A 21608-nucleotide genomic window follows, 5' to 3' on the forward strand; every position below is an offset into this window, starting at 1 on the left:
TCCTGGCTAAAAGGCTAAGAAAAGCACCATCGGTGTTTTTCTTAGCCTTTTAGCCAGGACTCCCGTGGCTTCGGCCGTGAAAGCCCTCGATTCTTTGTCTGTCGGTAGGCAGCCTACGCACGGAAACGACAGACATTTTTTCAACTACTTGATATTCCCTCTTTACCTCGCCCCCTTAAGTTGAGCTCTAGGCGCCTGCGCGGAAAGGACGAGGGGGTGGGGATGTCGGGTTTAAGGCACCGTCCCGTATTTCGCTGCGCTGCACAGACTACTTTTTTTTCACGAAGCGATGATAATCCTGCTATAATAATAGCTCGCGTGTTTTAAGCGCTTTTTTTCCGAGCAGGCCGTCTAGTGTTAATCGCATTAGGTATTTGATTTCTTTTAGGGATGACTCATCGGAAAATGACTCTTCCTGTAAGGCTAAGAGACTCTTCCCTGAAAAAACGTCTTTTTCTTCGCTTTTTTCGCAAAGTAAAAAGCCACGGTCGGGTAAATATTGATAAAACTGATCGGGCTTGAACGGTAATTTCATTTCAACGTCGTACGATAAGGGAAGTCCGTAACCAAGTTCGTCTAATAATTGTTTCTCAAAGCAGCGCAAAGTTGCTTCTAATCGGCCATTAATTAATTTTTCCAATGTATTTTTGTAGTGATGAAATAATCGAAGGTAAGGGTCATCGTGATGCAGTAGGCGTATTAACAATTCATTTAAATAAAAACCACATAACAGGGCTTCACCTTCCAATAAATAGGGCATTCCATTGGCTTCAACATCGCCTAAAAATTTCAAATCACTGCGGCCTGACCACGAAATTAAAAGTGGAGAAAATAATCCTAACTTACCTTTATAGCGTGATTTTAGTCCGCGGGCGCTTCGCGCTAATGCGCAAACACGGCCGTGGTTAGGCGTTAATAACTCGAGGATTAAGCTGGTATTGCTGTATGGACGTCGATGTAAAATAAAAGCTGGCTCTAAAGCAACGCGTTTTGTCATTCTTCAAACCCCAGCTCCCTTAACAATCGTTCGTTATTTACCCAGCCGCTTTTAACCTTTACCCATAGTTGTAAAAACACTTTTTCGCCAAACCATTTTTCCATATCAAGGCGGGCGTTGGTGCCGACCCTTTTAAGTCGCCCCCCCTTTTTTCCAATGACAATTCCTTTTTGGCTTTTTTTTTCAACCCAAATTACCGCAGACAGGTGAACAATTTTTTCCTCCTTCCGAAATTCGATTAAGGTGACCGCTATTGAGTAAGGGATTTCCTGCCCTAGTAAGCGCATTAATTTTTCGCGGATAATTTCAGAAGCCATAAACTGGTCGCTGCGATCCGTCACTTGTCCTGGCGGGAAATAAAACGGTGATTCTGGCATTAATTGGTGAACCTCTTGTTCTAATGTTCCTAATTGATCGCCCGTTTTAGCAGAAAGGGGAATAATCTTCTGAAAAGCGTATAAGGAAGGGACTTTTTCTATTAACGGCAATAATTCAGTTCGATTTTTAATTTTGTCGACTTTATTAATAACGAGGAAAACCGGCGTCTCAATTTCTTTAAGATTATCTAATACCCACGCATCCTGCGATTCCCAATGCGGTTCAATGACGAATACAATAGCATCGACGTCTCTTAAAGTGCCGCGTGCGCTACGATTCATGTATCGATTAATTGTTCGCTCTGTACCTGCGTGCAAACCCGGCGTGTCGATATAGATCACTTGGATGTCTTTAAACGTTTTTACGCCAAGAATTTGATAGCGCGTGGTTTGTGGTTTGCGAGAAGTAATACTAATTTTTTGCCCTAAGAGTTGATTTAACAATGTGGATTTGCCGACGTTAGGGCGGCCGATGATCGCGGCATAACCACAATACTTTGGTTTCATTGCTCCGGCTCCATCATACAGCCCCACTTTCTGTCATCTAATAAATCCAAAAACCGTTTTGCAGCAATTTGTTCGGCTCGTCTTCGCGTAGTGTTGACGCCTTGGGTTTTGTTCGGTAACCCTTTCACATAGCAATTCACCGTAAAAGTTTGCGCATGCGCTTCGCCGGTTATTTTTACTTCGTAGATGGGAAGCGGCAGCGTTCGAGCCTGCAACCATTCTTGCAAAAGCGATTTTGCATCTTTTTTAGGACTTAATTTAGATAAATCATCAACGCGTTCGCCATACCAATTTAATACACAGCGCCGACAGGTTTCCAAACCGGCATCGATATAAATTGCTCCCACAATCGCTTCTAAGGCATCTGCCAAAATCGAGCGCCGTCGTTTACCGCCGCTTTTTTGTTCGCCAACCCCAAGCTGCAAATATTCATTTATGCCCAATTTAGTCGACATCTGCGCCAACTCATCGCCGTTCACCATAGAAGCGCGCATTCGGCTTAAATCTCCTTCACGCGCTTGTAGGCGCCGTTGATATAATTCCGATGCAATGATAAATCCCAGGACAGAGTCACCCAAAAATTCCAATCGTTCATTATTATCAGCGCCGCTGCTGCGGTGCGTTAAAGCAATTTTTAAAAGTTCTAAATTATTAAATTGATGGCCTAACCGTCCCATTAACTTGTTAAGATGGTTCATATCAATTTTTGAAACTCCTGTTACAATGTATTGCCGATGCGATCCCACCGAACTTGATTAAGTAATTTATCCCAACTCATCCAAATGCCAAAAGCCTTCCCAATTAAATCTCTTTCTGGGACAAAACCCCATTGACGACTGTCATCACTATTATCGCGATTATCTCCCATCATAAAATAATACCTAGGTGGCACAATCAAATTGTAATCTTCCGTCTCCCCGCCCGCCGGGTGCACGTAAATTTTGTGCTTAACGCCATCCAGATTTTCCTCTTTAACATTCACTATATGCCGATAACCCCACGAACTCACATCATTGGTTTTATAGAGGAAGTTTTGTTTTTGTTCTTGGCCGTTGATGTAAAGCTGTTTATGTTTATAAACAATATGATCGCCCGGTAAACCGATAACGCGCTTAATAAAGACAATTTTGGGATCTTTCGGCCAGCGGAATAAAGCGATCTCTCCCCGTTTTGGCTCACTGATCGGTAAAATTTTTTTATTAAATACCGGCAAGCGCAATCCATAAGCAAACTGCTCAACAGCAATAAAATCCCCAGGTATAACGGTCGGTTCTAAAGAACCCGTGGGAACGTGATAGGGTTGAATAATGAAAGATCGCACCACCCACACGATTAACAAGACAGGAAAAAAGATTTTAGCATACTCAATGCTAAGTGAGGCTTTGGCTTTTGGCGATCGACGCTTTTTTAGAAAAAGTTTATCAATAAAGCTAATAACTCCGGTCAATATCACAGCAACTGTTAAATAAAATGCAAAATCTACTATCATTCGTTTTTTACTCTTAAAACTGCCAGAAACGCTTCCTGCGGAATAGCCACCTTCCCCACTTGCTTCATTCGTTTCTTACCTGCTTTTTGTTTTTCTAATAATTTCCGCTTACGCGTTATGTCACCGCCATAGCATTTCGCCGTTACATTCTTACGCAACGCTTTCACCGAGGTTCGCGCAATAATTTTAGAGCCGATCGCTGCCTGTATGGCGACTTCAAACATCTGCCGCGGGATTAAGTCTTTTAAGCGTTCCGTCAACTCACGACCTCGTGAATAGGCCAGATCGTAATGGACAATAGTGGCTAAAGCATCCACTTTTTGCCCACTAATTAAAATGTCTAATTTTACCAGATCCGCCGCTTGAAAGTGATTAAAAGAGTAATCTAAAGAAGCATAGCCGCGACTAGCCGATTTTAAGCGATCAAAGAAATCCAGTACGACTTCGCTTAGGGGAATTTCGTAAGTCATGGAAACTTGATTACTCAAGTACAGTAGTTTCTTCTGCACTCCTCGCTTTTCAACGCATAAAGTGATGACCGCGCCTAAATATGTCGGTGGAACTAATATATTGGCGACAGCGATGGGCTCGCGAATTTCACCAATTTTACCAGGTTCAGGTAAATGGCTTGGGTTATCGACATACAACATTTCACCTTGTTTAGTGAGAATCTCATAACTAACCGTGGGTGCCGTTGTGATCAGTTCAAGATTATATTCTCGTTCTAGCCGCTCTTGGACGATTTCCATATGAAGCACCCCCAAGAAGCCACAGCGAAACCCAAACCCAAGGGCTTCGGAAGATTCCGGCTCGTAAAATAAAGCCGCATCATTGAGTCGCAGTTTGGCAAGCGCTTCTCGAAAGGGTTCATATTCTTCAGCATTGATGGGAAATAAACCCGCAAAAACTTGGGGTTTAACTTGTTTAAATCCAGGCAAAGGCGAGCCGGCTGATTGTTTGGCGTGTGTGAGCGTATCGCCGACGGGCGCACCGAAAATATTTTTAATCCTCGCAACGACAAAACCAACGGCGCCTGCGCTTAATTCTTCTAACGGCTGGCGCTTGGGAGTGAAATGACCAATTTGATCGGCGTAATAATCTCTCCCCGTCGACATGACGCGAATTTTATCCCCTTTGCGCAAGGTGCCCGCCTTCACTCGAACCAATGAAATCACGCCAAGATAACTGTCAAACCAGGAATCGATAATCAGTGCCTGCAAAGATGCTTCAGGATAACCCACCGGCGATGGGATAGTGACAACCAGTTGCTCCAATAATTCTTTGACGCCTCGCCCTTCTTTGGCGCTCACGCGAATTGCATTATGCGCCTCAATTCCTATGACGTCTTCAATTTCCTGGATAGCACGCTCGGGATCTGCTTGTGGCAAATCGATTTTATTTAAAACAGGAAGGACAACGAGTCCTTGCTCAATCGCGGTGTAGCACGTGGCAACCGTTTGCGCTTCCACACCTTGGACGGCATCCACCACTAGTAAGGCCCCTTCGCAAGCGCCTAAGGAGCGCGAAACTTCATAAGAAAAATCAACGTGGCCGGGGGTGTCGATAAGGTTTAGCTGATAAAAATCGCTATTCTGCGATTTAAAATTCAATGTCACGCTTTGCGCTTTGATGGTAATTCCCCGTTCTCGCTCGATATCCATCGAGTCGAGCACTTGAGCCTTCATTTCTCGTTCGTTTAATCCTCCGCAAAGCTGAATAAAGCGATCAGCTAACGTCGATTTCCCGTGATCGATGTGGGCGATAATCGAAAAATTCCGAATGAATTTTTGAGAAATGGTTGTCATTGATACTGTCTTTTTTGTTGGAGAGATAGTAACATAGTTGCACAAACTCAGCGAGAGAGAGACTAAAGAGCAATCCTTAACGGTAGCCCGTATTCCGCTTCGCTGCATACGGGCTACTTTCTAGATGACAAGGGTGCGGAGTTAAAGTTTCAACATCAACCGATGCTTTACGTATTTTTCTGCGGGAAGTCGATTTTTCAACCTATCGGGCATACGAGCCCTTCCTATCTTTTGATCGACGCAAGCCACAGATACTAACGCTTTTGCCACGAAATGATTATCTACTTTGTACTTAATTTCTTGCCCAAATAAAATCCGTTTTTCGTTATAAGCATCCACTTGCGCCGTTACATAAAATTTATCATTCGCTCTTAAAGGCGAACGATACTGAATTTGAATATCAGCAATCATTAAGTCATAGCCCACAAGATGATACTCACGAAAATCGATTCCCATCGATCGTGCATAATCATTACGACTTTATTCAAAATAATTAAGAAAAGTGGCGTGATTAACAATACCTTGACTGTCCAGCTCGTAATCCCGAACTTTAGATTCCCAAGTAAAAACAGATTTCATAAAAACCCCTACGAACTCACGTTCTTTTCCTGCGTCTAAAAAATCGTAATCGATTGGCGTTCGTAACAACAGTCACTGATGACAGTGCCATTGCAGCGCCCGCAATGATAGGGCTTATATAACAGACCCGTTGATGGATAGAAAACCCCTGCCGCGATTGGAATACCCAATGTATTATAAATAAAGGCGCCGAATAGATTTTGTTTGATGTTACGTAATGTAGCTTTTGAAATGGAGATCGCATTGACCACGCCAGTTAAAGAACCGCTTATTAAAGCGATGTCTGCGCTTTCAATCGCGACGTCGGTTTCCTGTCCCAATGGCAAATCCCAGGTCAGCCGCTGCTTAATACAGGCGCATCATTAATACCATCCCCCACCATTGCCACACATTCACCATGTTGCTACAATAGTTTTACTTTTTTAGTTTTATCCTCCGGTAGGACTTCAGCAATCACCTGTTCAATTCCCACTTGTTTTGCAACCGCGTTGGCTGTTAGAGGATTATCGCCCGTAACCATAACGACTTTTAATCCGGCTCGTTGTAAATCCGCAATCGCTTTTTGCGAATCAGATTTAATGGGGTCCATAATGGAAACAATGCCGGTTATCTTTCCATCAAGAGCGATATAAATAGGTGTTTGTCCTTGATCCGCCATCCGATCAGCGTGGGCGGGCGCGCCAGCGAGTTCCACTTTTTCATTCTTCATTAAATGTAAATTACCTAACAAAATCGATTGGTTTTCTATTTTCGCTTTAACACCATAACCTGCAATAGATTCAAATTGCGTCACGTCTGCTAGTGGAATATTGCACTTTTTAGTGCCCTCGATAATGGCGTTAGCTAACGGATGTTCTGAACCTTTTTCAACGCTTGCTGCGATTGACAATAATTTTTTTTCATCGAATCCATCAGCGGTATAGAAATCGCCCAACATCGGTTTTCCTTCGGTAACGGTTCCTGTTTTATCAAGAATAATTGCCGTCAATTGTGAAGCCGTTTGTAAGGCGTCGCCGTTGCGAATCAGTACGCCCATTTCTGCTCCTTTTCCCACACCGAAGATAATCGAAATAGGTGTGGTTAATCCCAACGCACACGGACAGGCTATAACTAATACAGCCCTCGTGGTAATTAAAACAAAAGCGGCTTTGGGCTCAGGCCCAAAATTAAGCCACCCCAGCGCCGTCAAAATCGCTACAATAATAACGACGGGCACAAAAACGGCTGAGACTTTATCGACAATTCGTCCAATTTTAGGTTTGGAATTTTGCGCTCGTTTCACCAACGCAATAATCTGGGCTAAGGCGGTGTCTTTTCCCACTCGCGTGCCGCGATAAATGAACGTACCTAAATTTATTTATGGTACCGCCGATCACTTCGTCATCCTGGGATTTAACTACCGGAAGCGGTTCACCGGTTAGCATCGATTCGTCGATTGGAGAAGCGCCTTCGATGATTTTAGCATCCACGGGAATTTTTCCACCGGGACGCACGTGCAGATGATCACCGATTTGAACTTCAGCAATAGGAATATCGATTTCTTGATCATCGCGAATAACGCGCGCAGTTCTAGGCTGCAAACCAATAAGACGTTTAATAGCTTCTCCGGTTTTAGCACGCGCGCATTTCCAAAGTTGCTCCAAAGGTAATAAAAGCAATTAAAACAGTGGACGTATCAAAATAAGCATACCGGGCCATGGGAGGAACCCACATCGGAATTAGAACGACGATAAAAGAATAGAGCCAAGCCACTCCAGTGCCCATCGCTACTAATGTATCCATGTTGGCTTGACGTTTTAAAAACGCTCGCCATGCGCTGCGGAAAATATGTCCGCCGCAATAGTACAAAGCAGAAAAACTCAGCACTCCGATGATAACCCACACCCATTGGATTCGTGGTTGATTGACAGAAGGTAGCCACGGCCAAAACTCGTTAATCATTAAAGGAAAACCAACGACAACAGCAAAAATTGCTTTTTTAAGTAAATCGCGGAAATGACTTTGTGCTTCATTTTGTGGCTCTTCATCGTCACCTGCTATTTCGGCCTCGTATCCTTCGTCTTTAATCGCTTTTAGGATTGTTTTTACATCAACATCACCTTCCACTTCTGCTTGTTTCGTAGCGAAATTAATCGACAAGCTTTTAACACCGGTAACATTTTTTAACGCAGACTCGATACTGGCAACACAGCTTGCACAGTGCATGTTTTTTATGGCTAGTTGGTGTTTCGTGGTATTCATTGCCAATAAATCGTCTTTCGATTCTATATTGCGACAGCAATGCTAATTTTGAATTCGTCATTCCCACGAAGGTGGGGATGACGAAAACTAAAATTGAAAGTGAAATTTATCAAAGTATACTTTGACTAAATTGGGTAAAATAACTATACTATTACTACACTTTATTTTAGGGGCTTAGCCTCAATACTCCACCCCCATTCTTCAGCCTTTGCCACAAATCCTTCGCAAATACAATAACCCACCACAGCAATTAATTTATCGTCTAAATAAATTAAAGGAACGCGGTCGCGTTGCCATACTAGGATTTCCCATTCTTGCATTAATTTTTTTAAGGTGCGAGTTTCTTTGCGTCCAGCGGGTTGGCATTGTTCGCCGCCTTTGCGAAAACGCACCGTGATTTTCGAAGTATCAAGCGTCGTTTTAATTCCCACTCCCTTTTTCTTCTCTGCGATTAATGTGCCTAAGTCACCGGAAAGCGGTAAAGAGCAGCTAAAATCCCACGAAATAAGTTGAGCGGCATTATGTGGAGATAAAACGCTTGATAAATAAAGTTTCCCTCCGTGACGACGAATTTCAATCGTATTGTAAGAAAACACTGGATTGGCATCATGAGCCGCTAATAACACGTCGTTTCGGATTTGCTCCAATTGTTTTGTTTGCGGAAGTTGAAATCCATGAAGATAAATCCAACGGCGTAGGACATTGCGTTGGCGTTCGGGTGTTAATTGTAAAAGCGGCAAAATTTCCAATTCATTGTCTTTCTGAATTGGTTGCAGGTCACTTTCGGCTAATTGATCTAATAATAATGCCGCTTCGGCGCAATGATTGGCTGAGCGTGAAATAACTGCAAAAGCTTCTGGCCAGCGGCGACGTAAAATGGGCAGCATTTTATGACGTAAATAATTGCGGTTAAAGCGCAAATCCAAGTTTGTATCATCTTCGACCCAACGCAAATTATTTTTTTCAGCGTATTTTTTTAAATCGTCGCGGGTGATAGCCAATAAAGGGCGCACCAGCTCTCCCTTTCCCAGTTTTCCTTTAGCGGGCATCGCGCTAAGCCCTTTTACGCCTGCGCCTCGCAGTAATTGCAACAAAAAAGTTTCCGCCTGATCATTTTCAGTGTGGGCGGTTAATAGCGTCTCGTTCTCACTGAGGGCTTGCTGGAAGATGGTATAACGCGCTTTTCGCGCCACTGCTTCAATACTATCACCGGGCTGAAGGCTTAATGTGACTCGCTTGGATTGGAATGGAATTTTTAAACGCCTACAAACCTGTTGGCAATGGCTTTCCCAATCATTCGCCTTCGCATTAAGGCCGTGATTGATATGTAAAGTGCGAATTTGCCAAGGACGTTCTTGGCACAAATGAGACATGGCGTGAACCAACACATGCGAATCTATTCCACCGCTATAGGCGATGCAAAAATTAGAGTTCGAGGTCAGAGTGGTCATAAACTTAAGCAATTTCTCCGGTGTAAACACACGCCCTAATCCTTACCATAGCTCAACCAACGGCGGTAACGTTCTTCTAAAAGATTGTTGGCTGATTTTGCTCGCAAATTCGTTAAATTTGCCTGTAAATGCCTCTTTAATTTTTCCGCCATGGCGTCAGTATCACGGTGCGCGCCTCCTAAAGGCTCTTTGATAATTTCATCAATTAAACCAAGCTCATGTAAGCGGTTAGCCGTTAATCCCAGGGCCTCGGCTGCTTCCCCTGCTTTTTCAACGCTTTTCCATAAAATGGATGCGCAGCCTTCGGGGGAAATCACGGAATAATAACCATATTGCAACATGAGGGTACGATCTCCCACTCCAATCGCCAACGCGCCCCCTGAGCATCCTTCTCCAAGGATGGTACAAATGATCGGGGTTTTTAGTTGTGCCATTTCAAAAAGATTGCGCGCAATCGCTTCACTTTGATTTCGTTCTTCAGCACCAATGCCAGGGTAAGCGCCGGGCGTATCAATTAAAGTAATCACCGGAATTGAAAATCGTTCAGCGAGTTTCATCAGGCGCAGTGCTTTGCGAAAGCCTTCCGGTCGCGCCATGCCGAAATTGCGATAAATTTTTTCTTGAGTCGTACGGCCTTTTTGATGGCCGATCACCATCACGGGCTCACCATCTAAACGCGCAAGCCCTCCAATGATAGCGCTCGCCTGAGAATAGTGGCGGTCACCGTGTAGTTCATTAAAATCAGTGAAAATACGCTGAATGTAATCCAAGGTATAGGGGCGCAATGGGTGGCGCGCTAATTGAACGATTTGCTGAGCCGTTAAATTAGAAAAGACTTGACGCGTCAATTGTGCATTTTTTTCTTCCAACTTGTTCACTTCTTCGGTAAGATTAATTTCTTGGCTGGTTCCGACCCGGCGAAGATCGTCAATTTTTGCTTGAAGCTCCGCAATGGGTTGTTCAAAATCTAAATAATCTAGGTTCATGACTGCCCTGTTATCGAAACGATTACGCGGTTAACAACTTCAAAGCCATCCCATTGTCGCCGGAATGACGTGTTTTTAAAGTTAAATTACAGTTGTTGGACGTTTATGGTAATGTAGCAGTTTCATTGCATTTACGCTATAGGAGTTTGTGTGTCACTTTTTGCTTTTAAAGGGTTAATTGCTGCCATTATTGCCCTCGTTACAGTCATCACGGGACTTGTTTCATTACGTTTTATTCACCGTTATCAACATTTATTATCGTTAGGCGACGCTTTTGCCGATGGCGTTTTTTTAGGCACAGCCGTGTTTCATTTATTTCCCGATGCCATTGAAAGCTTTCCGGCCTGGTTTTCGACGCTGACTTCTTATCTTCTCGCTATTCTTCTGGTAATGAGCGGATTTTCCTTATTGTTTGTCCTTGAGGGCACGATAATCCATTGGGAAAAGGAGCAGCGCCACGAATTGACTAACGAACACACCTGTAAAGCAAGCGCCTGGATGTTGATAGGCATTCTATCGGTCCACGCCTTTATCGCTGGAGCCGCTTTAGGGATTTCTGACGCAATGCGCACGGTTTCGATTTTATTGATCGCCATTCTCGCGCACAAAGGATTCGAAAGTTTTGCTTTAATGATGGGGCTGCATCGCAACCTTAAACAAGATGTCCAGGTGAAAAGTATTTTATGGGCTTTTACTTTTGTTACGCCTCTCGGAATTATTTTAGCAGCTTTTATTGAGTCCTTTTTACATACACAAGCCGCTGATATTATCACCGGGCTTTTCAGCGCTTTTGCGGCGGGTAGTTTTCTTTATATCGGAACATTGCACGGCGGACACAATCATTTTCATGCACCTCGCGATTCGACTAAACGCTACGAAAAAATAATCGCTACTTTGTTGGGCATCACAGCGATGGGTATTGTGGCGATTTGGACTTAGCTAGAGATTGCCTCTAAGGCAATCCGGTCATCGAATACAAAACATTTGCCTTTAAAATACTCACCGCCGCATTTTTCAAAATAGTTAAGAATACCTCCATCGAGTTGATAAACTTTTTTAAAGCCTTTTTTTAACATCAATGCCGATGCTTTTTCACAACGGATGCCAGCGGTGCAAAAAGTAACGACGGGTTTTTCTTTGAAAGATTCGGGTAATCTGTCTACGGCTTGCGGGAAATCACTAAACGACGTCAAACTAAGGTCTATCGCGTTCGCGAACGTTCCCATGACAAATTCAAAACGATTGCGCGTATCGAGGACTACCATTTCTTGTTTTTCTTCATACCAGCGGTGCAATATTTCTGGTGAAAGATGCGGAACCGTTTCTTTTTCGGGATTAATATCCGCACAGCGCATAGTAATAATCTCTTTTTTGATACGAACAACTAGTTTTTCAAAAGGATAAAACGAAGAAAAACTTTTTTTATATGTCAAATCTTTAAACTCTTTTTTATCCGCTAAAAATTGTTTATAAATTTCGATAGCCCCGCGTTGACCCGCCATCATTAAATTAACACCTTCTGTGCTTAACAAAATGGTCCCTTTTAAATTGCATTCGATCGCTTTTTCCCACAATTGCTTTTGCAAATTGAGTAAACTCTCATTTGAAATGGTTACAAATTTATAAGCGGCAATATTAACAATTTTCATGTCTCAATTACCTCGACTTATCAAATGAGAAGCCGTTTGAGCTGTCGGGTAAATTTTGATTTCACGAACATCGGTATGCAGTGGTCGCGTCGCAAAAAATAAGACAGCTTTAACAATATCTTCAGCTTTTAAAGACGGAAATCCTTTACAAACCGCCCCCACTTTCTTTTGATCACCACCAAAACAAACAGCAGAAAATTCTGTTTCGACCACTCCAGGGTCAACGGAACTTACGCGAATGGGCATCCCGCGGACATCCATTTTTGATCTTTCACTAATGGCCTTTAACGCAAATTTAGTCGCGCAATAAACAAGGCCTCCCGAATACACTCGATGCGAGGAAATCGATCCGATATTAATTATATACCCCTGGTTTCGCTTCAGCATAGTTCCCAACACTTGACGGCTGATGTACAACACACCTTTTACATTGGTATCAATCATGATTTTCCAATCTTCAATACTTCCTTCTTGTAGCTTTTCCAAGCCTAACGCCAAACCGGCATTGTTGATAAGAATATCGATCGGTTGCCATTCAGTCGGCAATTCTTGCATTTTTTTCCACAGCCGCGGAATTGCTGCCGTTCAACGGAAAAGAATAAATATCCGATTGAAATCGCTGTTTTAAATCCGTCACCACTTCCGTCAGTCGACTCTCACGTCGCGCACACAAAAAAGACGCGCCCAATCCCGCTAGAAGCACCGGTTATAAAGGCAATTTTTTGACAACTCGATATCGCAGGAGTATACCATAGATTGAATGAAGCGCCTGTAGGAGCTCTAATTCTGGGAGACCACAGCTAGGGGAGCGTTCAAAAAGCAAGTGGTTCAGCTTAAGATAGGAGCATGTTTCACAACGCCATTTTTAAACCCGAAATTCCGAGCAATATAGGAAATATTATTCGCTTATGTGCAAATCGGCGCATCGTTGCATTTAACTCATCCGCTCGAATTTTGCTGGATGAAAAATGCTTGCAACGGGCCGGTTTGGATTATCATGAATGGGCGACGATCATCCACTATGATATCACTTTGAAGCGTTTAAAAACCTATTCGCCGAACACCGCATTTTGGCCTGTACCACAAAGGGTAAAACGATTTACTCTGATGTGCATTATCGTTCTTCCGATGTTTTTTATTTGGCCCAGAGACACGCGGCTTACCCCCACCCGAAATTCGCACTTAATTTCCTGACTCTCAACAAATTTGAATCCCGATGGTAACTGAAAAACGCAGTATCAATCTCGCTAATATACGGGCTACAATGAAATTCACTCCGCCTTTGACGAACGCTCCAAGAATTCTTGGACGGCCTGTTTAGGGTCCAAATCCTCGTGTAGGATACGATGGACTTGAAAGGTGAGTGGCATTTCAATAGCGTGTTTTTGAGCAAGGGTATGCACTTGATCAGTATTATAAAGACCTTCGATCGTTTGCCCGATAGCTTGTTGGGCTTCTTTTTTATCGACGCCTTTGCCTAAGGCTAAGCCGAAACGGCGGTTGCGGGATTGATTATCGGTGCAGGTGAGGACAAGATCTCCTAAGCCAGCAAGACCCATGAGGGTTTCTTGTTTGCCACCAAAGACGGAAACCAGACGTCCTATTTCTGTTAGCCCACGAGTGATTAACGTAGCCCGTGCATTAGAGCCTAATTTTAAGCCATCGCTGATTCCAGTCGCAATGGCTAATATATTTTTCACGCTCCCGCATAATTCAACGCCGATCATGTCATCGTTTTTGTAAACGCGAAAACGCTGGCCGTGCAGCCGCTCGATTAAATCCTTTGAAAACTGGCTGTTATTGCTGGCTAAGCTCACCGCAGCGGGGAGATTTGCAGCAACTTCGCTGGCCAAACTGGGGCCGGATATTACTGCCATCGGCACTTGACCTAATTCCGTTGCAACCACCTCGTGCAATAAACGACTCCCTTTGGCCAAGCCTTTGGTTCCCCAGGCAATGCGGTTTTTGGCATCAATGAGCGGTTTCATTCGGGTAATAACTTCATGAAAAGCAAAACTAGGCAGCACGACTAAAATATCCATAACTCCTTCGAGACTGGCTTTCAAATCGCAATACGCTTTAAGTGTTTCAGGAAAAGGATAATTGGGCAAATAACGATTATTCACGCGCTCCACTTGCATTTCATCAGCGTGATCGCTTTCATACGACCATAAGCGGACTTTCTGGCCTTTGCGTGCTAATACTAAAGCGAGAGCGGTCCCCCACGAACCGGCCCCAAGAATAGCAATAGGATGTTTAAAAAGTTCCATGCTTTTTCCCCCTCCCCAGCCCCTAAGGGGAAAAAGGGAGTTTGTAAAAGAGAGTTAGGAAGAGGCGTTAATGCACGCGATCTTCCGTACCGCTATTCCCTTCCTCTGATTGCTCATTCTGTTCAAACAAGGCATCAAAGTTCACTGGCGTGAGATAAAGCTGCGGAAATCCACCGCGGACAACCACATCGGTGATCGCTTCGCGGGCGTACGGATAAAGAATATTCGGGCAAAAACTGCCAAGCATCGGTCGTATTTCCTCTTTAGGAAAGTTTTTTATGGTGAAAATTCCTCCTTGCTGAACTTCGGCCAAAAAGATGTGGCTCTCTTTCATGGTGACTGTGACAGTTACAGTTAGAACAACCTCGTGATTATCCTCTCCCAAATTATTCACTTTGGTGGCAAGATCCATATTTAATTCAGGCTGCCATTCTTCTAAGAAAACCTGCGGGCTACGCGGCGCTTCAAAAGATAAATCTTTAATATACAAACGCTGAATAGCGAATTCCGGCCCATTATCTGGCATATTTGTTGGTTGATTTTGCTCAGCCATTAAAATTCCTCGTTATTTTTTAATGATTCATCGAATTTTTTACTTTGTTCTAATTCCCATAATTCATCAAATCCGCCGATTCCTTGGCCGTTGATGAATATTTGAGGCACGGTCCGCCGTCCTTCACTTCGGCTTAGCATTTCATCTCGTTTTTCGGGCTCTTCATCAATGTGGATTTCCATGTAATCAAGGCCCTTGCGATCCAGAAGCGCTTTTGCTCTCACGCAATAGGGGCAACGAGCAGTGGTGTAAATTTCAATTTTCGCCATATGACTATTTCACTACGGGCATGTTAGTACTGTTCCACGCATTCATACCACCGATCATGAGGTAAACTTTTTCACACCCCTTTTTGTGCAGCTTGTTTCTCAGAGGCCCTGACTTTTGACCCATTTCGCATACAAGAATGATTGGCTGCTGTTTATATTGTTCCAGATGTTGGGGGTGTTTGTCTAATTCAGTCGCAGGAATGTTAATTGCATTCGTGATGTGCCCTTTGCTATAAGCGTTCACATCCCGAATATCGACGATCACCGCTTTCTCATTATTAATTAAGCGAACCGCTTGTTGCAGCGTGAGCCGATATTTGCCACTAAGCCCTTCACTGCGCGTCTCGACGATAAGTAAAGCAATCAAAGCAATAATAAAAGCGGCCGCTAAAAGCCAATGGCGTGCAATAAACTCAGGTAGTTGTTCCATTGTAACCATTTACGCTAGTTGGATCGTTTCGTCAGTATACTCGATTTAACCCAAATTTTTAAAGGCTTCTGAGGCAACACCATCATCCAGCGCAAACGTGCCCGGCGCGCTTTCAGCGCGCCGGGGTTCCGCCTGCATGGCCTTAAATAAAATCATCTTAAAAAAATACAATGCTTAATAACAAAATTTTAACTAAATTCTTTTTTAGATCATTCGCTTATCAAACGTTGTGCGCAATGGTGGCGCGATTATGTGTAGCGTCATATAAGATTAATTTAACTTACGGCGGCAGCAGCACTAGCCGCACTCAGCGCGCCCTCTTCATCTCCTTCGTCCTCTTCATCCACTTTTTCCAGGCCAATAAGCGAACAGTCTTCAATTCCTTCCATTTATGACGACTCCAGTATCTCGTACGCCTCAATTTTTACCGTCGTTTGTTGGTTTCATCAGGCTTCACATGGGCTTTTAGACCTGCACCTATGAACACAAGTCCTACGTCAACTGGCAGCCCTTCACATCTCGGTAATCATTTTTAGAACATAACCATCCTCCTACGTAAGGCGTACAAAGAATCTAAGTGTTTGAACAATGACTATCAGCGACTCGAAGAAAAAAACACAGGCCTTGAAAAGGAAAAGGCAAAATTAACACAGCAACTCACCGAAGAACAGAAGCGTTCTGCTACTTTAAGTGGAAAAGTCATCAATTTAAATCAGGAATTGAAAAACCTTGAGCAAGTAGTTAACTAAAAGAATCAAGAGATAAGTACACTATACACACGAAAATTCACAGTTTCAGCGTCTAAAAAAAGAAAACTCGGCACTCACTAAAGAAATTAAAAATTTAAAAGAGATCGTGAGGCTTGCGATGCGATTTCAGGAGAGGCCAAAAACGGATGCGTGTTCAAACAAAGCCATTGCGCCTACTCTCGCCATACCATTTTCGTCTCCTGTTTCACCTCTCGGGGGTTCTGTTATTTCTTCTGAAAAAAAGAAGAATCTTCACCCAAAAGAACTCGTGTCAACAGCTCTTCTTTGTCAACTTTTTAGGGTTATTCTTTAAACCAACTGAATCTAGCAGCAAAGAGGATGACCACGGTCACGCTCCCAAAAGGAGATAGAAATTTCACAAAATTGAATTTTGAAACCTCCGCAAGCAGGAAAACAAAGCATCTTAAATCATAAGGCATTTCGTTTCTGTCGGGTCGTTCGGCTGCTTTTCACCTTCCCAATTAAGGATTGCAGCTTTTTCTTCGGATGAAAATATTTGTTGAGGGGTTATTTTTTTCGCATCTAGATTTTTCAATAATTCTTGGATGATATTTTTCCATCCTCCCATTGAGTCTTTAGGAGCCAGCAGAATGCTTTTGGACCAAGGAGTATTAATATAAGATTAAAGCTATTTCTTTTTTGTTGAGCAGCGTTTTTTGAATGCATGCCCGAATGTAAGAACTGTTTAGAAGTCGATTTAATAGCCCGCTTTTAAACTTAAAAAGAAATTCGACCCCTCCGGCGTCTTCCCAAATATCGCAAGCGGGTAGTATTAAGGATGGGGTTGTTCGATCAAGTAATTGATGTACAATGAAGTTCTGCAACTCATTAACTAGCGCAGGGGTTACCCACGAAGCCTCGGCACTCAAATAACTAAAAAATTCTAGTACCTGATCATCTAAACATAGCAGCATCCAGACAACTAATCCCAAACGCTTACAGGTGCAGGTGCAAAATTGTTTTAAAAAACGACGATTGACATGATAATCAATAACGGGCAGCAGGTCCTCCTTTCGGCTATCGTATAGTCACGTTCTCCCTCCTTCCGATAAGGATAAACCAAGCAAATTCTTTTTAAGAAATATGGAAATCGTATCGATAACTGAGAAGCTCTCGTAGCCCATAGAACAGAAAAGCGCCTCTAATTCCAGGGCAGTATTGGAGTTTTGACCAGCCCCATACCCAAGCGGGGACTTTGACTTTGCCAACGAGTCCTGTTTGATACAAGTGATAACTCAATAAGCTCTTAATTTCTACATCGGGAAACGAACTCTTGAAATAACGAAGTTGTCTGAAACGGGTTAGTAATTTAGGTGTGGGGCAACACTCTCTGTCAGCTCCGCATAAGCAATAAACAAAAGAGTAATCAACTAAACTAAGCCACCTAATTCCACAGTGCCAATAATTTTTTTAAATGGTCTGGGCTAACTGTAGCCAGTAGATAATCGATAGTGTTGCGTAATCCATAATCTCCGACTGAAAATGGAGCCTGCCCTGGAGATAAAGACTTGACTAAGTCGTATCCTTCTTCCGAAGTATAATCGCTGATCAAGATATCGCACAGGTGATTAATTGCTCCTGTTGCGATTAAAAGAGATAGCGTTGTCGTATTCGCAAGACTTCCAGCACCTTTATCTATAAAAAAAACCAGAAAAACAATCCCTGAACTCAGTGCGCAGCCTCCCGTATATAATTCTACGAATGAAAGAATTGAAAAAATCAGCACCATGTCCGTATGCGTAAAAAATTAAAAATACTAGGCAAATGAGGAAAATTTTCATTGGGCAGCACAAGAGCCAACAAGACAGATCCTGTTCGCAGATATACAAAGTGCTTAGAAATTAAATTCACTATCGATTTGGATTGAACAGCAGTGGATAGGATAATGAGATAGTACATGAATAACAATCCAGTGTCGGAATCCTCCCAACCAGAACAGCAAAGAACGCTTCAAAACGCCTTAGAAACCTTAGATACCTTGGGTCTTCTTGATCACTCTCATCAAAAAATTTGTTGAACTCCTCGCAATGGTTGGTTAACCACTGATAAAGAACCGCAAGGCTATCGGGGTATATATTAATAAGTTCACTTAACGTGGAAGGGAAGCTATCGTCGTTTTCGGCCAAATCAAATTTATTAAGATATTGATCCAGCTTGTTTTCTAATAATTATGCTGGGTTTTCTTTTTCTTCTGGACATTTCTTACGGAATAAATCGAGACAGAGCTTGCCGATTGAATCTTTCGGTAGTAGTTTTAGCGTTAATGCTGTTGTCGCATCATCAACTGTCACGAAATCACTTATTTCAGCGTTATAAATAATAAGGCCTATTTTTTCCATAAGCGCTTGCTACGCTTCAATAATTTCTATGTCCGTCTTTTCCGCTGAAAGCTTTTCATTATACTCATCCACCATACGAGACAATTTGTTATAAGTCATTTCCTGAAAAGCTTTGACGGGGTCAATTTTCCTACTAAAGAGGGAGCAAAACAAAGGTTGAATATAATCCGAGAGATGGTTATTGGCAGAAAGATTCGCGATACAAGGCGGGTAGAAAGTGGTCTTTCCCAGCCAATAACGGGAGCGGGATTGTGGGGAGTCGCTGCATCACCAAAACAGCGCCCATCTCAGCTAAATGTTGCTGCATGCCGCCAGAAACATTTATTAATGGATTGATATCGAAGCCGATCTTTTCCAGACTCCCTTCTATCCATCTTTGTAACACTTGTTTTAATCCTTCCAGATAATCGCCAGAAAGTATAAATTTTATTTGCTGGTTTATCAACGACGTTCCCTCTTACTTACCCGAACCGCAGTGGTTTAAGGCTTTTAGACCTCTTTTGATGGATTTCACAAAGTCGCATACACAAGAGGCTTTAAGAGCACCGTTACCCAACCGATTTAAGGAAAAAAGAATATCTTCTAACCCGGCTTTAAATTTTTGACACCCTTCTGTATTTCCTTTTTCATTCCCGGACGTGATTAACTTCCCCATGTCCAGCATTTGTTGCGTCAGCAACGAACAAAAAAGCTCGAGATCGCTCTCAACAATAACTGTCAGAAATAAAGCTTAAACAGGAAGGTGATTTCATTTCTAAGCCTTTTTAATATGGCTTCAATCAACAAGCCCCTCCTCAACCAACTTTGCTTCCTCCTCTGGAAAATTATAAATAAGCACCGGTTTTATCTCGGCTTCGGCTTTGGTGTCGGGAGCACTCAATATTTCTTCTATGAGGCGATTACTTGGAAGCATCCAGGCTGAGGAAGCTTCTGACAGAGACTCTTTTTTTCTTCGAGTTTTTGCTCTTCGAAGAAACGGTGATAATTGGAAACGGTGATAATTGGGCTCTACTTTGGACTCACGCTCGCGACGGGACATAGATTTTCTCTTTTTTACTCGATAGAGATTTTACAAATTTTGAACACAAGAGTCAAAAGTTAACATTTAACCTCCAAACCTACCCCTCCGAGAGGGGAGGGATTAGTTGCAGCTTTTTGGGAGACGTGAGCATGGTACAATTTTTGACAATCCTATGAAAAAAATTGTTCTTTTTTTATTGCTTATTACTATTGCGCTGCTTATCACGGCTTGGCGCGCTTCCTCTGAAAAGGTTCCAGGCGACGACGTTCTGGTGCATGGTTATACCTCCAAAACGTTGAATGCGAAAGTGAATGCCAGCCCCTTAAAAAGGGTGAATCCGTATTTTACGGCCATCCCTTATGACTACTATCAAGTCACTCATACCGCACACACTGAAGTAGCTGAATTAATCAAAAATTGCAAAACGTTGACAATTTAAATACATTGGTCAAAAAAGCCGGAGATTACTTTAAAAATCGCCCTTATAATGCGAAAGGGGCTGAAGGTGAAGGAGATTGGTGTACCCTCACCAAACCGGCTGTGCTCATATTCAGCAAGATCCCCTCTATCGTACGGATCAATTCGATTGTCAAACGTGGGTTCAAACTGCCCTGGCATTAATTAATGTTAGGAATATTAATGATTACGAAAAAAATATTCTCGCTATCTAATACGGCGCGGCACATACCAATAGCCATTCGCTATTACAATCGCAATAATTTTATAAGCAGCGATTTTAACCCCGTCAATCAAGCAAGTGGCTTGCTAAAGGATGTCACCAACAAAGGCGTTTTTTCATCGTACGCTCGAAAAACTAGCGCCCTTATCAATCGACAAAAATGGTTCGCTTATCAAGTAAAACCAAATCTCATTGGAGAAAATGTACGCATTATTCGGAATGCCGATGGACTTGCCATGTATCATCGATTTAAAAATAAATACCCTACTCCCTTTCATACTTTTTCGCCAGAAATAGTCAGTGTTGCTTATGTTCCAAAAGAAACGTTTGTCAAAAAAAGTGTTGACTCAAAAGGCACCGTGCACTATCAACCTAATCTCAAATTAATTAATCAAATTCCAACACTCTCGGTCATTGAAATTATCCGAGACGTAAAACAATGGACAATGAACAAGAAAAATATCAAAGACGTCATCGGATCAGAACTGAATGTGTCTCACTTGGGACTTTTGTATCGAGATCACTTTTCTTACGGGAGCACTATTTTTAAAAAAATCACTTGCAGCAAAAACAAAGCTGCCAATAAAGTTCGCAGCGTCACACCCCAAATTTGTAGTAAAAAAACGGGCTGCGTTGAAACTTTATTTTTACATGCCACAGAAGCTTACCTAGACGGCTATTATTACCAAGATGCGCAAAGCCATTGTCAATATACTGCAAAAAAACCAGCGGTCGGCACGCCTTACAGCACCTGCAATCGCTTACTCGCCCTGCCCCTAGGTGATTATCTGACTACTTACCAATATGATCATTATGTTTACCTGGAAAATCCCGCCATTTTCGGGATCAATATCAAAAAAATCTCAAATTAAACGATAAGAGAGTAATTAAACCTAAATTTTGAATATTCCCGCGGGGACGCCTAGGCGTCAACTTAAGCATAAACCCCTAATGGCTGTAAAGTTGATGCTTCTCTTTCATTCACCTTGTTCCTTTCAAAGCTTCTTAACACAAGGGGCCTCTATCATTACCCACCCGTGGTGAAGCGTGAAAAACTTAAAAACCCGTCGTCCTCCCGCGGGGGCATCTGCTGTATTAATTGAAGCATACAAAACCTTCACGGCCGAGTCGGGAGGATCCTGGCTAAAAGGCTAAGAAAAGCACCATCGGTGTTTTTCTTAGCCTTTTAGCCAGGA

The 21608-nt window shown here is 42.8% G+C and carries 20 protein-coding genes and 5 pseudogenes; 6 read left to right on the plus strand and 19 right to left on the minus strand.

What is annotated here, in order from left to right:
- Positions 1–301: 301 nt before the first annotated feature.
- From recO to OWO34_RS06805, 9 genes and pseudogenes are all read right to left on the minus strand, one after another.
- On the minus strand, positions 302–997 hold the full coding sequence (gene recO, locus OWO34_RS06765) for a DNA repair protein RecO (RefSeq protein WP_267256993.1): 696 nt from the start codon (positions 995–997) through the stop codon (positions 302–304).
- Entirely contained in the window at positions 994–1881 is an 888-nt protein-coding gene (era, locus tag OWO34_RS06770; RefSeq protein WP_267256994.1) for a GTPase Era, read from the minus strand. The genes recO and era overlap by 4 nt, the downstream gene beginning before the upstream one ends.
- Complete coding sequence (gene rnc / locus OWO34_RS06775) at positions 1878–2579, minus strand: ribonuclease III (RefSeq protein WP_267256995.1); 702 nt, start codon at positions 2577–2579, stop codon at positions 1878–1880. The genes era and rnc overlap by 4 nt, the downstream gene beginning before the upstream one ends.
- Positions 2580–2599: 20 nt before the next feature.
- The gene (gene lepB / locus OWO34_RS06780) at positions 2600–3370 is read right to left on the minus strand and encodes a signal peptidase I (protein ID WP_267256996.1); all 771 of its coding nucleotides are present in this window, start codon (positions 3368–3370) and stop codon (positions 2600–2602) included.
- Positions 3367–5210 (minus strand): annotated as a pseudogene (lepA, locus tag OWO34_RS06785) (translation elongation factor 4). The gene lepB and the pseudogene lepA overlap by 4 nt, the downstream one beginning before the upstream one ends.
- Positions 5211–5316: 106 nt before the next feature.
- Positions 5317–5754, minus strand: a pseudogene (locus OWO34_RS06790) (acyl-CoA thioesterase).
- 16 nt (positions 5755–5770) lie between these two features.
- A pseudogene (locus OWO34_RS06795) lies at positions 5771–8001 on the minus strand (heavy metal translocating P-type ATPase).
- Positions 8002–8156: 155 nt separating this feature from the next.
- Positions 8157–9446 carry a tRNA lysidine(34) synthetase TilS gene (tilS, locus tag OWO34_RS06800; RefSeq protein ID WP_267256997.1) on the minus strand — a complete coding sequence of 430 codons (1290 nt, stop codon included), beginning with the start codon at positions 9444–9446 and terminating at the stop codon, positions 8157–8159.
- 35 nt (positions 9447–9481) lie between these two features.
- Positions 9482–10432, minus strand: coding sequence for an acetyl-CoA carboxylase carboxyltransferase subunit alpha (locus tag OWO34_RS06805; RefSeq protein WP_267256998.1), 951 nt, complete (start codon positions 10430–10432; stop codon positions 9482–9484).
- A gap of 138 nt (positions 10433–10570) precedes the next feature.
- Between OWO34_RS06805 and OWO34_RS06810 the strand changes: the two genes are divergently transcribed.
- The gene (locus OWO34_RS06810; protein ID WP_267257008.1) at positions 10571–11371 is read left to right on the plus strand and encodes a ZIP family metal transporter; all 801 of its coding nucleotides are present in this window, start codon (positions 10571–10573) and stop codon (positions 11369–11371) included.
- Here OWO34_RS06810 and trhO read toward each other — a convergent pair.
- Entirely contained in the window at positions 11368–12081 is a 714-nt protein-coding gene (gene trhO, locus OWO34_RS06815) for an oxygen-dependent tRNA uridine(34) hydroxylase TrhO (protein WP_267256999.1), read from the minus strand. The two genes, OWO34_RS06810 and trhO, sit on opposite strands and share 4 nt — an antisense overlap.
- A 3-nt stretch (positions 12082–12084) precedes the next feature.
- Positions 12085–12818, minus strand: a pseudogene (locus OWO34_RS06820) (SDR family NAD(P)-dependent oxidoreductase).
- A 109-nt stretch (positions 12819–12927) separates the two neighbouring features.
- Here OWO34_RS06820 and OWO34_RS06825 point away from each other — a divergent pair.
- Positions 12928–13288 (plus strand): annotated as a pseudogene (locus OWO34_RS06825) (tRNA (cytidine(34)-2'-O)-methyltransferase); the annotation flags it as partial.
- Positions 13289–13352: 64 nt separating this feature from the next.
- On the opposite strand, the gene OWO34_RS06830 reads toward OWO34_RS06825, so the two are convergent.
- The 4 genes from OWO34_RS06830 to OWO34_RS06845 all read right to left on the minus strand — a co-directional run bounded on the left by OWO34_RS06830 (position 13353) and on the right by OWO34_RS06845 (position 15612).
- A complete protein-coding gene (locus tag OWO34_RS06830) occupies positions 13353–14351 on the minus strand; it encodes an NAD(P)H-dependent glycerol-3-phosphate dehydrogenase (RefSeq protein WP_267257000.1) in 999 nt (332 codons plus the stop codon).
- Between the two features lie 67 nt (positions 14352–14418).
- Positions 14419–14904, minus strand: coding sequence for a protein-export chaperone SecB (gene secB / locus OWO34_RS06835; RefSeq protein ID WP_267257001.1), 486 nt, complete (start codon positions 14902–14904; stop codon positions 14419–14421).
- Positions 14904–15173, minus strand: a complete 270-nt coding sequence (grxC, locus tag OWO34_RS06840; protein WP_267257002.1) for a glutaredoxin 3 — start codon at positions 15171–15173, stop codon at positions 14904–14906. Before grxC ends, secB begins: the two co-directional genes overlap by 1 nt.
- 4 nt (positions 15174–15177) lie before the next feature.
- Positions 15178–15612, minus strand: a complete 435-nt coding sequence (locus OWO34_RS06845) for a rhodanese-like domain-containing protein (RefSeq protein ID WP_267257003.1) — start codon at positions 15610–15612, stop codon at positions 15178–15180.
- 572 nt (positions 15613–16184) lie between these two features.
- Here OWO34_RS06845 and OWO34_RS06850 point away from each other — a divergent pair.
- Positions 16185–16352 (plus strand): hypothetical protein, encoded by a 168-nt coding sequence (locus OWO34_RS06850; protein ID WP_267257004.1) that lies wholly within the window; start codon positions 16185–16187, stop codon positions 16350–16352.
- A 1405-nt stretch (positions 16353–17757) separates the two neighbouring features.
- Here the strand turns inward: OWO34_RS06850 and OWO34_RS09535 are convergent.
- From OWO34_RS09535 to OWO34_RS09550, 4 genes are all read right to left on the minus strand, one after another.
- The gene (locus OWO34_RS09535; RefSeq protein ID WP_323808272.1) at positions 17758–18102 is read right to left on the minus strand and encodes a hypothetical protein; all 345 of its coding nucleotides are present in this window, start codon (positions 18100–18102) and stop codon (positions 17758–17760) included.
- Positions 18103–18541: 439 nt separating this feature from the next.
- Positions 18542–18712, minus strand: coding sequence for a hypothetical protein (locus tag OWO34_RS09540; RefSeq protein WP_323808273.1), 171 nt, complete (start codon positions 18710–18712; stop codon positions 18542–18544).
- Between the two features lie 178 nt (positions 18713–18890).
- Positions 18891–19157 carry a hypothetical protein gene (locus OWO34_RS09545; RefSeq protein WP_323808274.1) on the minus strand — a complete coding sequence of 89 codons (267 nt, stop codon included), beginning with the start codon at positions 19155–19157 and terminating at the stop codon, positions 18891–18893.
- A 330-nt stretch (positions 19158–19487) separates the two neighbouring features.
- On the minus strand, positions 19488–19751 hold the full coding sequence (locus tag OWO34_RS09550) for a hypothetical protein (protein ID WP_323808275.1): 264 nt from the start codon (positions 19749–19751) through the stop codon (positions 19488–19490).
- Positions 19752–19905: 154 nt separating this feature from the next.
- On the opposite strand from OWO34_RS09550, the gene OWO34_RS06860 reads away from it, so the two are divergent.
- From OWO34_RS06860 to OWO34_RS06870, 3 genes are all read left to right on the plus strand, one after another.
- On the plus strand, positions 19906–20172 hold the full coding sequence (locus OWO34_RS06860; protein ID WP_267257005.1) for a hypothetical protein: 267 nt from the start codon (positions 19906–19908) through the stop codon (positions 20170–20172).
- Positions 20173–20251: 79 nt separating this feature from the next.
- Entirely contained in the window at positions 20252–20404 is a 153-nt protein-coding gene (locus OWO34_RS06865; protein WP_267257006.1) for a DUF1460 domain-containing protein, read from the plus strand.
- The gene (locus OWO34_RS06870) at positions 20373–21284 is read left to right on the plus strand and encodes an N-acetylmuramoyl-L-alanine amidase-like domain-containing protein (protein WP_267257007.1); all 912 of its coding nucleotides are present in this window, start codon (positions 20373–20375) and stop codon (positions 21282–21284) included. The genes OWO34_RS06865 and OWO34_RS06870 overlap by 32 nt, the downstream gene beginning before the upstream one ends.
- Positions 21285–21608: the final 324 nt, after the last annotated feature.

Origin of the sequence: Coxiella endosymbiont of Ornithodoros maritimus, from assembly GCF_907164965.1 — a bacterium.
Classification (GTDB): Bacteria; Pseudomonadota; Gammaproteobacteria; order Coxiellales; family Coxiellaceae; genus Coxiella.